The following is a 14,283-nucleotide window of genomic DNA, read 5'->3' on the forward strand; positions in this document are numbered from 1 at the left end:
TAATTTATAACTCTTTATTCCCGACTCATTTATATCCATATTTTTTAAAAATTTCTTTTCCTTTTTTAGAATACAAAAAATCATAAAACTGACGGCTGGTTTCTTTTTTAGGTGAATCTTCACTGTGTTTCAGTAATATGGCGGCCTGTTCTATGGGTTTGTATAAGGTAGAATCAACCACGATCCACTGACCTTTTCCCTTCATTTCAGGAGAAAGTACGATTGATAAAGCGTTGAATCCGGCTTCAACAGACCCTGATGTGATGTACTGAGCCGTCTGAGCTATACTTTCGCCATAAACGAGTTTCTTTTTTATATCTGCAAACGATTTTTGTTTTTCTAAAACCTGTATTGCTGCCTCACCATACGGTGCGGTGCGGGGATTTGGAATAGCAATTTTCTTTATTTTTTCTCCGGTCAATTCTTCAATTTTTAATTCAGATGAAGGAATATCCTTCGACCAAATTACGAGCGTTCCCAGTGCATATACTTTTGGCTTTTCATCAGAACCACCTCTTTCATATATTTCCTGTGGATACTTGGTATCTGCCGATACGAACACATCAAATGGTGCTCCTTCCCGGATTTGGGTAGTTAGTTTTCCGGAGGAACTGACCACTATTTCAATTTTTTTACCGGACTCTTTTTCAAATTCTTTTTTAATATCCTGCATGACATACTGGACATTGGCAGCGGTAGCAATAATGATCTTATCGGATGGTTTGGAGCAGCCGGCTGCAAAAACAGAAAACAGCAGAATGATATATTTGAAGTTCATTCTGCTAATTTAATGGAATAACTGCAATAGTAACAAAGTTCAAAAACAGATGCGGTCAGGCTTTTTTGCAATGAATCTGAATCTGTGCGTTATTACAATCTTTCAAGCCTTATGTCCATTATGGTAAAAGTCGTAAATTGCGCGCCGTTTCAGCCTGATCGTATTAAAATAAACCGATGTTCATAAGCTGATTGCTTTAACAGATCTGATAAAAATGATAATAGAAACTGCACAGCGTACCCGGCAAACCTCTGAATATTACTTTTCAGTTAAACTTGCCGAAGTACGTAAATTGATTGCCGAAGGACATGATGTCATTAATCTGGGAATAGGAAATCCGGATATGATGCCTTCTGAACAAACCATTCAGGCTTTGTCGGATGCGGCGCATAAGCCCCAGGCGCATGGTTATCAGGCTTACAACGGAACTATCACTTTCCGTAATGCAATTGCAGGTTTTTATCAGAGAACATACGGTGTTACTTTAAATCCGGCTTCTGAAATTTTACCGCTTATTGGCTCAAAGGAAGGAATAACCCATATTTCGCTCACATTTCTTGATCCGGGAGATGAGGTTTTGGTGCCCGAACTTGGCTATCCTGCTTATCGTGCAGTAAGTAAAATGGTTGGTGCGGTGGTGAAGGAATATCCGCTTCGGGAAGATTTTGGCTGGCAGCCTGATTGGGAAGTTATGGAAAGCCTGGTTACATCACGTACCAAAATTATCTGGCTTAATTATCCGCACATGCCAACAGGAGCTCCGGCAACTATTGAATTATTTGAAGAGGCCGTAGCTTTTGCTAAAAAACATCAGATATTGCTTTGCCATGATAATCCATACAGCCTGGTTTTGAACAAAAAGGAGCCGATCAGTTTGTTGTCAGTAGATGGAGCCGGAGAGGTTGCAATTGAATTGAATTCCATGAGTAAATCGCATAATATGGCAGGTTGGCGATTGGGTTGGCTGGCTGGTGCAAAACCTTATATTGATGCAGTACTGACGATTAAAAGTAATGTGGATTCGGGTATGTTCTGGGCGCTACAGGAAGCAGCATCAGCAGCATTGCAGAATACAGATGAATGGCATCGCGAAAGAAATGGTGTTTATCAGGGCCGCCTGGAAGCTTCTGAGGCATTATTAGATGCATTGGGTTGTACATGGGACCCTAAACAGGAAGGTTTGTTTTTATGGGGAAAGTTACCTGAGCATGTTGAGTCTGCTGAGGAGCTTGTAAATACTTTAATTTTGGAAAAACACGTGTTCATTGCTCCTGGTTTTATTTTCGGGCCAAAAGGACAACGATATATCCGGTTATCACTTTGCCTGCCAAAAGAAAGGATCTGGGAAGCGGTGGGGAGAATTTTAGGTTAAAGGTTAAGGGTGAAAAGGAAAACAGGAGGGATGATGGGAAGAAATCGCCTTTGTACTTTTTAACAATCTGCTTGGCTGGTGACAAGAAAATTTCTTGACAATATACAAATGAAACAGAGCTAACAGCTATTAGCTAGCAGCTTTAAAAATTGCTGAAAAATGATTATTAGTATTATAGGAGTTGGTCTTTTGGGTGGTTCGTTTGCATTAGGGCTTAAAGAGAAGTATCCGCATATTAAATTTATTGGTGTCGATAATTCTGTTGTAAACCAGAAAATTGCGTTAGCAAAAGGAATTGTGGATGAGATCACTTCTCTTGAAGAAGCCCTCAAAATTGCAGAACTCAATGTATTGGCAACACCGGTTGATGTGATCACGACCATGTTGCCTTATATGCTGGACAATATTCCCGCAGGTAAAACAATTATGGATCTGGGTTCTACTAAAGAACAGATTTGCCAGTTGGTTGATAATCATCTGAACAGAAGCCAGTTTGTAGCAGTTCATCCTATGTCGGGTATTGAAAATTCGGGTCCCGGCGCTGCCTTTAAAGAGCTCTTGATTAATAAAAATGTAATTATTTGTGACAAAGAAAAAAGTCATCCCGATTCGTTGGGCCTGGTTGAAGTTTTTCTTCGGGATGTGGGTATGAAGATACATTATATGACTCCCGTAGAACATGACCTGCATTTGGCTTATGTTTCGCATTTGAGCCATATCAGCTCGTTTGCACTTGGGCTTACTGTTTTAGATAAAGAAAAAGACGAAAAGGCGATATTCGATATGGCCAGTACCGGTTTTTCTTCCACAGTTCGTCTGGCTAAAAGTTCGCCTCAGATGTGGGCTCCTATTTTTGACCAGAATAAAGCCAATGTTTCCAAAGCGCTCGGAGATTATATTGAGCTTTTGAAAAAATTCAAAGATGCGATTGATAACAAGGATTTAGATACCAGTCTGTCTTTCATGAACCGGGCTAATGATATTGGCAGGATATTAGCAGGTATTGAGAAGAAATAAAATCAATGGTTGATCTTAATTGTTAAATTTCATAAACGTTATCTAACAATGTTATGGAACTGCCATTAAAAATACGTTCAGTCGCAGGCCTTACTGATGAGATGTTCTTTGACCTCTGTCAGGCTAATTCACAATTATTCCTGGAAAGGGATAAAGAAGGTAATATTATTGCTATGGCACCAACAGGATCAGATACAGGTAATTATAATTTTGAATTCGGGTTTGAGTTAGGAATTTGGAATCGTAAAACTAAGGCAGGTTAAGTCTTCGATTCATCTGCTGGATTTACATTAAAAAATGGTGCAGTACGTTCCCCGGACGTTTCCTGGATTAATAAAACTAAATGGGAAGACCTTTCAGAAACTGACCGAAAAAAGTTTGCACCTGTTAGCCCGGATTTAGTAGTTGAAGTAATGTCTTTAAGCGACAGCCTTTCTGACCTGAAAAATAAAATGGAAGAATACATATCCAACTGATGTAGCCTGGGCTGGCTTATTGACCGGGTTCATAAACAAGTATACATTTACCGGGCTGATGGTTCTGTGGAAGTAAAGAAAGGAAAGTCAATTAAATTAAGTGGCGAAGAGGTTTTGAAAGACTTTTTGCTGGATGTATGGTTTTAAAATGAATTGCCCCAATTTTTACTATGAGAGCAATTCATTTTGTCAAGATATATTTTCATTTTTCAATAGCCGTTGATTTAAATCATTTTGCTGTTGATTACACCTCCGGATTCTTTTTTGATTTAGCCTCTGCCACACATGCACCGGCTATTAAAGCGACCAGAAGTACAGAACTGATCAAATCTATAGTATGACCCGTGGCAACGGAAACAGGCTCAAATTTGAAGACAATAGCATGTTTTCCGGCCGGAACCCTTAAAGCACGAAGAACGTAATTGGCCCTTAACATATCAGCCGGTTTCCCATCAATCGTTACCTTCCACTCATTACGTACATTGTAATAAATTTCAGAAAATACCGCCAAACCTTCACTTTTAGAATTGCTTTCGTAATTCAGTTCATTTGGTTTATAGCTGGTGAGCTTAATCGTTGCCGTAGAATCCGTATTTAAAGTCAGTCCTTTCAGGTTTTCAGCAAATTTCTGGTCTAAAACGGCTTCATCTTTTGGTTGCAGTGAATCCAGGGCGGCCATTTCAGCATCGGCATTGGGAACTATTTTATAGCTTTTTACAAACCATGCATTCCCGAATGCTCCCGGCTGCTGAATTGCAACTTTATTATTTTGCTGGTCCATCGTGATCACATACTTGGTATTCAGCATATCAAGAATACCCGGATTTGGATTTTGTTTCGCGATCTGACGTTCAAATAATTCCTGATAACGACGCAGTTTAGCACCATGGTAACCACCTAAAGATTTGTGGAAATAAGATGCATCCGCACTTTGAAATGGAGAAGTAGAAGCGTCCAATACTTTAAAATCCGGATCAGTATCCCTCAATATCTGCTCATCGGCCGCGGACGGTGTTGTGTCACCCTGGGCAGCATAATTGCTTACAAAATCCTCATCATTCAGATAACGTTTATCTACACCGAATAAATCGAATATCATGAGTACTATAAAGGCACCGTAAAGTAGCACTGGTTTAATTTTTTCTTTCATCCAAAGCCAGATCAGGGCAGCTGCTAAAAGAATAAAAACCAGGCTTCTGAATGCATCAGCCTGCATCATTCCTGCACGGTCCTTCACAATGGAATTCACTATTTCCTGAGCAAATTCTTTACTCTGGGTTGCCTGTGTGAAATTTTCAACATTCTGAGGGTCATTGGCAGACTGGAAACTAAAAAACAGTGTTGGTATTATGGCTAATATCAGCATCAGGCCACCAGTTATAGCCAGAGTGGTCAGAAAAGGACGTTGAAATTCTTTCCAGCTGATTTTTCTCTGAACAACTTTAATCAGTGCGAGGATGCCAAGAAATACCATCAGCAACTGGGCAAGCGATACAACCATCGTCATAGCCCTGAACTTGTTGAACATCGGGAAGTAGTCGAAAAACAAATAGTTGATCCCGGCCAGGCTTTTTCCCCATGCCCATATAATGTATAAGGCAAAGACTCCAACGGCCCAGTATTTCAGCGGATTTTTAATGATAAATATTCCCAAAACAAAAAGAAAGAATACTATCGCTCCTACATAATTTGGTCCGCCCATAATAGGCTGGCTGCCCCAGTAAAGCGGTAACTGTTTAATAAAACTTTGCGCCATTGCAGGATCAACGCCTTTGCCTGTCAGTGTTTTATATGTTTCTGACGAAGTACCAACCGGGCCATAGGTGGCTCCGCCATAAGCGTTAGGGACAATTAGCGTAAGTATTTCACCAATACCGTAACTGTATTCAAATGCATATTCTTTACCCAATCCGTCACCAGCTGGTGTTGCTGTTGCTGCGTTTTTAACCGGGCTAAGTTCTGATTTGCCGCGGATGGTTTCTTTGGTATAATCATAAGCGTTCCAAAGCCTTGTTGTATGTGTCCCAACGGCTATTAACGCAGCAAAAAAGAGTCCGGCAAGAATAAAAGTGAGCTGTTTGGCCTGTCCTTTTTTGATGAAAGAAATACTTTCTACTATCACCAGAACGACAACACCAACACCCAGATAATAGGTGATCTGAACGTGATTAGCATACAATTCAAGAGACAAAAATAATGCGGTAAGTGCGGCACCGGCCAGCCAGTGCTTTCTGAATGCCAGCAATACTCCGGCCAACACGCCTGGTGCATACATGATAGCAATTACCTGGGAAACGTGCCCGGCTTCCAGATTGATGACATTAAAAGACGAAAAGGCAAAAGCAATTGCACCCAGTGAAGCCAGCCATCCTCCGGCTCCGATCACCAGAAAGAGCACATAAGCGCTCACCATGCCGATCAGAAGGTAATTGGCCGGGGCAGGTAAAATTTTGTTCATCATCTGCCCAGCCTTTGTTGAAATACTGGTAGGGTAATCCCCTGCGATCAGATATGCGGGCATTCCCGCAAACATTCCGTTGGTCCATTGTGACCATTCACCTGTTTTATCATGATAGGTTACTATTTCCCGGGCAGCTGCTTTAGCTTGCTTATCGTCGTGCATATTTAATTTTTTGCCTTGCAAAACAGGAGAAACATAGATGACAGCTAAAGCCATGAAGCCAATAACTGCAATCAAATGAGGCCAGATACGTTGCCAGGAAATCAAATTTTTCATTTTGTTAATGTTAAGCTTATTGTATTTTTAATTGGGTTGGATAATCCCGGTATTTTTTACAAATATGACTTTTCAATCAGGAAAACCTGGCTGAACGGCCTGTTAATAAATATTAAATTTTCATTAACAAGCGCAAATATAGAAGTATTGATATAAGTTTGGGATGCTAATTTTGAATCTTGTTTTGGTATTTTTTTGATAGAATTAAGAAATAGGTCGTATATTTTATGAAAATACCAGATAAATTTGCGGAAATTGTGCCTTTAAGGTTAAAATGAACTGTTAAGAGATCGAATAGAAGTAATCCCAAAAATAAATGAAGAGAATTGGAGTTTTTACCTCAGGAGGAGACGCACCGGGCATGAACGCGTGTGTCAGAGCTGTCGTCAGAGGGGCTGTTTATCATGGAATTGAGGTTTTCGGAATCAGGAGAGGATATAGTGGGATGATTGCCGGTGACTTGTACAAAATGGAGTCTTACTCGGTTAGCAATATTATTCAAAGAGGGGGTACAATTTTAAAATCTGCCCGCAGCAAAGAATTTATGACGCCCGAAGGCAGAAAAAAGGCTTACGACAATTTGCAGGAGCATGGTATTGAAGGACTGGTAGCAATTGGTGGAAACGGAACCTTTACAGGTGCAATGATTTTCGGAAACGAATATGGCATTCCTACTGTCGGAGCTCCGGGAACGATTGATAATGATTTGTATGGTACTGACTACACCATTGGATTTGATACGGCTGTAAACACTGCATTGGACGCAATTGACAGAATCCGTGATACTGCGAGTTCTCATGACCGTATATTTTTTATTGAAGTAATGGGCCGTGACTCGGGTTATATTGCTGTACAGTCGGGTATTGCCGGTGGCGCTGAACTGGTAATGGTACCGGAAGTGCTAACGCCAATTTCGGAAGTAGTGGAAACACTGAAACAGGGATGGAGCCGTTCCAAATCTTCTTCTATCATTATCGTGGCAGAAGGTGATGAAGAAGGCAGTGCTGCCGAGGTTGCCGAAAAGATCAAAGCACAGGTAGATGAAGATGCAGATATCAGGGTAACGACCCTGGGACATACACAACGCGGAGGGCCGCCATCAGCATATGACCGTATACTGGCGAGCCGTTTGGGATTGGGCGCCTTAGAAGGCTTAATTGCCGGCCAGAAAAATGTTATGGCAGGTATCATCAACAACGATTTGGTATACACTCCTTTTGAAGACACGATCCGTCTTCCCAAGCCAATCAACGAGGATTTACTGAGAATGGTAAAAATTCTGAGTGTCTGATAATTGCTGGTAACCTAATTCAATGTTAAACTTCAGAAACCATTCCGATAGGGAATGGTATAATAGTCAGGGATAACTAATCATTTGAAAATGATTATATCCATGACTATTCGTCAGGAGTAGCCTACAAGTTTGTACATGATATAACCGGTCCATTCGTGCCAAAGCAGATCAAAATAAGCTAATGCATTGGAATTGGGTACAAACAGGAATTGAAAATCCAAAGGATACTCTCCTCCATAGAAATCTGCCGGAAATGCATCTGCATCAATATTGACTTTTGCCAAACATCCCAAAGATCTTCGCATGTGAAAAGCAGATGTGATCAGGAGATATTTACCTCCGGGAAATTTTGACCTTAATATTCTGGCAGAAAAGATTGCGTTTTCACGCGTGTTTCTTGATCGTTCCTCATAAATGATATCGCCGGCTTTAACGCCCCAATCCAGTAACAACTGCGCAGCAAGCCGGGTTTCTCCTTTTTTTGCGGCCATCAGATAAGGCTGACTGGTACCTGAGATTAATATCTTTTTTATTTTTCCGGCTTTATAAAGCAAAAATGCTTCCAGCAAACCGGTCCGCATGAATTCCCATTACCGGATGGTCTGCTTTAAGGGAAGGAACGCTTATCATGCCTCCCGCAAATACAACACCGACGTCGTAGGTTTTTTGCAGATCATTCATGTTCATATATTTAAATTCCCACCAGTTAAAAGCCTTGTTCACCAGGAAAGAATTTGATATCAGAATCAGCCAGGTAAAGGAGAGTATGAGCAGCAGTTTCTTTCTTTTGTAGTTTTTAATATAAAAAGCACAAAAGGATAAAATGAGGAAAATACTGAACGGCATTACCAAAAAATCAATGGCTTTAGATAGAAAATAAAACATTTGAATAAGAACCTGACAGAAGTTGTCGTTTTGAAGTTAATTTTGTCTGAAAGGTAAAGGTTGAAATATTTAATTAAACAGTCACACGCAAAAAAGGTTTTTTCTGATGAAATATTATATCCGGATAGCAGTCTTATCAATAACTATAACATGTGGGTTTCTTGCAGCCAGCTTCGGCCAGGGCTATGAGATTGGGGCTAAAATAACAGGGGTAAGGGATTCTTCACTGATACTGGGGCATTATAGTAAAAACAGCACACAATTTATTCCAAAGGATACAGCCAGGGCAGATGCAAGCGGGAACATGGTATTCAAAGGTGAAACCAGCCTTCCGGGCGGGCTTTATGTGATTTTATTACCGGGCAATCAGCGTTGGATCGAGCTGGTTTATTCAGGGAAGGAAGACCATTTTTCGGTAGCTACGGATACTTCGGATATAATCGGGCACATGAAGGTCACGGGTTCAAGGGAGAACGAACTGTTTTATACGTATCAGAACGAGTTGAAAAATAAGGCAAAGCAGATTGAGGTTATTAAAACCGAAAAAAACGCGGATTCTCAGAATAAACTTACAGCGGCCCAGGAAGAATTTAAATCTTATCGTCTGAAATTTTTAGCTGATAATCCGGAAGCATTTACCAGCAAATTGTTAAAAATGTCAGCGGATCCGGAGATTCCGGCTGCTCCAAAAATGGCTGGCGGAAAAACAGATTCAATGTGGGTTTTTAATTATTACAAAGCACATTACTGGGATGGTTTCGATTTTTCTGACGGACGGATACTAAACACACCGTTTTTGGAACCCAGACTGGACCGTTATTTTAAAAACCTGGTTGTACAGACTCCTGATTCTCTGATCAAGGATGCAGATTGGCTGGTGAACAAAACGGCTGGTAATAAAGAAGTAAAATCGTATGTGGCTTATTATATTACGAATCAGTACGAAAATCCAAAAACTGTTGGTACGGAGGGACTTTGGGTGCATATGGCTGAGAAATATTACCTGTCGGGCGATATGGGTGTTTCGGAAGATGTAAAAAAACGTATAGCGGAAAAGGTCAATACAATGAAATATCTGCTTGTAAATAAGACCTTCCCTGCTCTCACACTTACCGATCCGACCGGCAAGAAAGTAGATCTCAAAACGGTTGCAGCAAATTATATGGTTTTATTCTTTTATGCACCCACTTGCGGGCACTGCAAAGAAGCGTCACCAAAACTTGTAGCGTTTTATGAAAAAAATAAGGCTAATGGTATCAAAGTGATGGCCATATCCACGGAGCATAATTTAGCGGAATGGAAATCATTTGTAACAACTTATCATTTGGAAGGTTTGATCAATGGGTTTGACACCTTAAATGAAATTGACTTTAATAAAAGGTATGATGTTGTGACAACGCCTACTATTTATGTTTTGGATAAAAACAAGAAAATCATTGCAAGAAAAATGCCGGTCGAACAGCTGGAAGATTTCCTGAACTACTATCAGAACAGAATGGCTAAGAAGATATAGATTTGATTTTAAGTAAATGAAATAGTAATTATTTGATTATTAAAATTAAATAAAAAACATATTGCCTTAAAAAGCCAAAATGCTGCCACCCTGAGCTTACGGCCTGCCGCGCGGTGGAAGTGCGGGCTATAGTGATTCTAGCTTGGTCGCCTGCACTTTGACCCCGCTCAGTGTGACAGTACTTAGGAAATACTCCTTTTTTATAAAAATGCCACACAAATTGGTGCTTTGACAGAAATGCTTTCATGCAGGAAAGTGAGCTTACCAGTTTGCGGATCGATCGTATAAACCACCAGATTATCTTTATCCTGATTGGCAACGATCATATATTTTCCGGTAGGATCAATGTTGAAATCACGAGGTACGGAAACTGATTTTGTGATTTCGTCTACTTTTTCCAGCTTTCCGCCATCCAGGATTTTAAATGCGCTGATGGAATTATGCCCGCGGTTGGAAACATAAACAAACTTTCCGTTCGGATGCAAATGAATAGCTGCACTCGTATTATTTCCTGCAAAATCCGCCGGTAATGTTGAATAAGTTTCCAGACTGGTAATAACGCCTTTTTTATCAACCGAACAGGAAGTTAATGTGGCTTCCAGTTCATTGAGTAAGAATAATGACCTTCCGTTTGGATGAAAAATAAAATGCCTCGGCCCTGATCCAGGTTTTGCACTGAAAAATGGCTGTGCCGGATTTGGTGTAAGTTTTCCGGATTTTGCATCCAATGTATAATTCATAATCTTATCACTCCCCAGGTCTACCACATATACATATTTTCCATCCGGACTCGTACCCGCAAAGTGTGCATGTGCTTTTTCCTGCCGTTTTGTATTGGGCCCGCTTCCCGTAAATTGTTCTTTATATGTTGCAGAATTGAGTTTTCCACCTGCCTGCAAAGTATAAGCTGCAAAACTTCCGTCACCGTAATTGGAAGCAAAAACCATTTTGCCGGAAGGATCAACAGAAACATGGCATGGCCCCGAACCTTCGGATGGCTGGCTGTTCAGGTAATTTAATTTTTTGTCTGCGCCAATAGCAAAAGCATTGATTTTGTTATCACTCGAAATGGCATACAAATTCTTTTTGTCCGGAGAAATACTCACATAACCCGGCGCTGTGCAGTTGTTAAAAGTATCAACCAGGGTAATTTTTCCGGTTGACAGATCCAGTTCACACAATGATATGGAAGAGTTGAGGCCTTTATCCTGTGAACCAATGTAAAAAGGAATGGTTTTGTTTTGCAAGGAAAAAAAGACAGTACAGACAAGAATAATCACTGAAATGCTAAGCTTTTTCATACGGTAGGTTTAACTTACGGGATAATCGACTTCAGGTAAAGTAAAGCCTTGAAGAATTATAATGTAAAATCAATTTATTACTCGTCCGGAAAATTTTATCAAACCCGAAAATTTATGAATACCATCTCCTGGCAGGATTTTGAAAATGTGGACCTTAGGGCCGGAACGATCATTCGCGTTGAAGATTTTCCGAAAGCAAGAAAACCCGCATTTAAGCTCTGGATTGATCTGGGGGAAGAAATTGGAATCAAACAAAGTTCTGCCCAAATTACTGCGCGTTATACAAAAGACGATTTGCTGAACAAACAGGTTTTGTGTGTTGTCAACTTTCCGGTAAAGCAAATTGCTGATTTTAAATCCGAAGTACTAACAACCGGTTTTATTCTGCCTGATGGTGAAGTAATTCTCGCCAGTCCGGATTTTGCAGTAGCCAACGGAACCAGGCTGGCCTAACCATTTAAAAGTGTTCTATATTTTCTAATTCGCAGGTTTACCCTAAATCCTGTTAATCCTGTCAAAAAAAGACAAGTCCAGTTCTTAATTCATCCTGTAATCTTGTAAAGTCGGGTAGTAATTCTGTAATGTAGCCTGCTTCATGAGGTTGTATCTTTGTGTACAGTATTTCAGAAATAAGATGGAAACGGAAAATAAAGCTATCAATACCAAAAAAGTTACACTTCCCGTAACCGGAATGTCCTGTGCAGCCTGTGCAGTGAGTGTGGAATCAATGCTTAAGAGCACGCAAGGTGTGACAGACGCAGGTGTGAATTATGCCAACCAGTCAGCGTGGGTAGATTTTGATCCTAAGTCGACAGATTTGCAGTCTTTAGATAAGGTTTTACAAGGAGTTGGATACGGATTTATTATCAACGATGACGAAGATGAAGTAATAGCTGAGCAGGAAAAAATACAGTTCGAGCATTACAACAGCTTAAAAAAGAAAACAATATGGACAGGAATACTTGCCGTTCCGGTTGTATTGACCGGTATGTTCTTTATGGATCAACCGGATGTTTCAGCGCGATACAGCAATTATATTATGCTGGCTTTAACGGCTCCTATATTGTTCTTTTTTGGACAGGATTTTTTTATCAATGCATGGAAACAGGCGAAACATGGCAGGTCCAACATGGATACGCTGGTGGCTTTAAGCACCGGAATAGCTTTTCTGTTCAGTACATTTAATACGTTTTATCCTGAGTTTTGGCATACCAGAAGACTTCACGCTCATGTGTATTTTGAAGCAGCTGCGGTAATTATTTTCTTTATTTTGTTGGGAAAGTTACTGGAAGAAAAAGCCAAGACAAATACATCCGGAGCATTGAAAAAACTGATTGGTTTACAGCCTAAAACCGTTAGAATAATCCGGGATAAAAATGAAATTGAAATTCCGGTTAAAGACGTTTTGCTATATGATGAGATTATAATCCGTTCTGGAGAAAAAATCCCGGTGGATGGAAAAGTGATAAGCGGGAGTTCGTATGTGGATGAAAGCCTGATGACCGGTGAGCCAGTTGCTGCTGAAAAAAAGCAGGATCTCAGGTTTTTGCGGGAACGATCAACCAACAGGGAAGTTTCACTTTTACAGCTGAAAAAATTGGAAAGAATACCGTTCTGGCACAGATCATTAAAACTGTTCAGGCAGCACAGGGAAGTAAAGCACCGGTACAGCGTTTGGTTGATAAAATTGCAGGAATATTTGTTCCTGTTGTCATAGGAATTGCAGTACTCACGTTCATTATCTGGATGTTTTTTGGCGGAGAAAATGCATTGACACACGCGCTTTTAGCATCCGTTTCTGTTCTGGTGATTGCCTGTCCCTGTGCTCTGGGGCTAGCCACTCCAACAGCTATTATGGTCGGAGTAGGAAAAGGCGCTGAAAATAATATCCTTATCCGTGATGCAGAAAGTCTGGAAAAAGCGCAGGAGGTAAATGTAGTAATTCTGGATAAAACAGGTACACTTACCCAGGGCCATCCGCAGGTAACAAACTGGAAATGGATTGATGACCTGACTAATAAAGACCAGCATGCAGCTGCCATCAGGCTTTTGGAATCACGTTCGGAACATCCATTGGCTCAGGCGATCATAAATTATGCCGTGGAAATTAATGTGGGGAAAATTGAAAAATTTGAATCAGTAACGGGTAACGGAATCAAAGGAACTATAAATGGGAACGAATATTTGATAGGAACACTTTCATTTCTTGAAAAAGAAGGCGCAAAACTAAATCCTGAATTAGAAAAACTAGCCGGAATCCAGCGTGAAGCGGCACAAACTGTTATTGGTGTAAGTGCAAATCGGGTACAGGTTGCGCTTATTTCTATTGCTGATCCATTAAAAACAACTTCTGCCAAAGCTGTCAAACAACTTTTGGCTCAGGGGATTGAAGTATATATGTTAACCGGCGATAATGCACAAACCGCGGCAGCCGTCGCCAGACAAGTAGGAATAGCAAATTATCATGCAGAAGTGAAGCCTGATGATAAAATGCAGTTTGTGAAAAGATTACAGGAGCAGGGTAAAATTGTTGCCATGGTGGGCGACGGAATAAATGATTCACAGGCATTGGCGCAGGCTGACGTTAGTATTGCAATGGGAAAAGGCTCAGATATTGCGATGGATGTGGCCAAAATGACTCTCATTACTTCCGATTTAATGGTACTGCCCAAAGCACTGAAACTGTCTAAAAAAACAGTAGCGACGATCAAACAAAATCTGTTCTGGGCTTTTATTTACAACGTAATAGGAATCCCGATTGCTGCCGGAATCCTGTTTCCATTGAATGGTTTTCTTTTAAATCCCATGATTGCAGGCGCTGCGATGGCTCTAAGTTCAGTATCTGTTGTGACGAACAGTTTGAGGCTACGGAGTGTGAAGTTGTAGAGATGTATTTTTAATTGTTACGCA

At 40.5% G+C, this 14,283-nt stretch carries 11 protein-coding genes and 2 pseudogenes; 8 read left to right on the plus strand and 5 right to left on the minus strand.

The window, feature by feature from the left end; all coding sequences use genetic code 11:
* Window positions 1-25: 25 nt before the first annotated feature.
* Window positions 26-778, minus strand: coding sequence for a molybdate ABC transporter substrate-binding protein (gene modA, locus KZC02_RS19895; RefSeq protein ID WP_221390297.1), 753 nt, complete (start codon window positions 776-778; stop codon window positions 26-28).
* Between the two features lie 214 nt (window positions 779-992).
* Here modA and KZC02_RS19900 point away from each other — a divergent pair, with 214 nt between their 5' ends.
* The 4 genes and pseudogenes from KZC02_RS19900 to KZC02_RS19915 form a co-directional block, all read left to right on the plus strand.
* Window positions 993-2,150 (plus strand): pyridoxal phosphate-dependent aminotransferase, encoded by a 1,158-nt coding sequence (locus tag KZC02_RS19900; RefSeq protein ID WP_221390298.1) that lies wholly within the window; start codon window positions 993-995, stop codon window positions 2,148-2,150.
* A 159-nt stretch (window positions 2,151-2,309) separates the two neighbouring features.
* The gene (locus KZC02_RS19905; protein ID WP_221390299.1) at window positions 2,310-3,167 is read left to right on the plus strand and encodes a prephenate dehydrogenase; all 858 of its coding nucleotides are present in this window, start codon (window positions 2,310-2,312) and stop codon (window positions 3,165-3,167) included.
* A 53-nt stretch (window positions 3,168-3,220) separates the two neighbouring features.
* Window positions 3,221-3,430, plus strand: coding sequence for a Uma2 family endonuclease (locus KZC02_RS19910; protein ID WP_221390300.1), 210 nt, complete (start codon window positions 3,221-3,223; stop codon window positions 3,428-3,430).
* Between the two features lie 12 nt (window positions 3,431-3,442).
* Window positions 3,443-3,643: pseudogene (locus tag KZC02_RS19915) on the plus strand (Uma2 family endonuclease); the annotation flags it as partial.
* 244 nt (window positions 3,644-3,887) lie between these two features.
* On the opposite strand, the gene KZC02_RS19920 reads toward KZC02_RS19915, so the two are convergent.
* Window positions 3,888-6,380, minus strand: coding sequence for a YfhO family protein (locus KZC02_RS19920; RefSeq protein WP_221390301.1), 2,493 nt, complete (start codon window positions 6,378-6,380; stop codon window positions 3,888-3,890).
* Window positions 6,381-6,696: 316 nt separating this feature from the next.
* Here KZC02_RS19920 and pfkA point away from each other — a divergent pair, with 316 nt between their 5' ends.
* The gene (gene pfkA, locus KZC02_RS19925) at window positions 6,697-7,671 is read left to right on the plus strand and encodes a 6-phosphofructokinase (protein ID WP_221390302.1); all 975 of its coding nucleotides are present in this window, start codon (window positions 6,697-6,699) and stop codon (window positions 7,669-7,671) included.
* A gap of 113 nt (window positions 7,672-7,784) precedes the next feature.
* On the opposite strand, the gene KZC02_RS32005 is transcribed toward pfkA, so the two are convergent.
* Window positions 7,785-8,255 (minus strand): YdcF family protein, encoded by a 471-nt coding sequence (locus KZC02_RS32005; RefSeq protein ID WP_229253688.1) that lies wholly within the window; start codon window positions 8,253-8,255, stop codon window positions 7,785-7,787.
* Window positions 8,218-8,559, minus strand: coding sequence for a hypothetical protein (locus KZC02_RS32010; protein WP_229253689.1), 342 nt, complete (start codon window positions 8,557-8,559; stop codon window positions 8,218-8,220). Before KZC02_RS32010 ends, KZC02_RS32005 begins: the two co-directional genes overlap by 38 nt.
* Before the next feature lie 106 nt (window positions 8,560-8,665).
* Here KZC02_RS32010 and KZC02_RS19935 point away from each other — a divergent pair, with 106 nt between their 5' ends.
* Entirely contained in the window at window positions 8,666-10,072 is a 1,407-nt protein-coding gene (locus KZC02_RS19935) for a TlpA family protein disulfide reductase (RefSeq protein WP_221390303.1), read from the plus strand.
* 200 nt (window positions 10,073-10,272) lie between these two features.
* Here the strand turns inward: KZC02_RS19935 and KZC02_RS19940 are convergent, their stop codons facing one another.
* Complete coding sequence (locus tag KZC02_RS19940; RefSeq protein WP_221390304.1) at window positions 10,273-11,373, minus strand: lactonase family protein; 1,101 nt, start codon at window positions 11,371-11,373, stop codon at window positions 10,273-10,275.
* 114 nt (window positions 11,374-11,487) lie between these two features.
* Here KZC02_RS19940 and KZC02_RS19945 point away from each other — a divergent pair, with 114 nt between their 5' ends.
* Window positions 11,488-11,826 (plus strand): tRNA-binding protein, encoded by a 339-nt coding sequence (locus KZC02_RS19945; RefSeq protein ID WP_221390305.1) that lies wholly within the window; start codon window positions 11,488-11,490, stop codon window positions 11,824-11,826.
* Between the two features lie 181 nt (window positions 11,827-12,007).
* Window positions 12,008-14,259: pseudogene (locus tag KZC02_RS19950) on the plus strand (heavy metal translocating P-type ATPase).
* The last annotated feature ends 24 nt before the right edge of the window (window positions 14,260-14,283 follow it).

Source organism: Dyadobacter sp. NIV53, from assembly GCF_019711195.1.
Lineage (GTDB): Bacteria > Bacteroidota > Bacteroidia > Cytophagales > Spirosomataceae > Dyadobacter.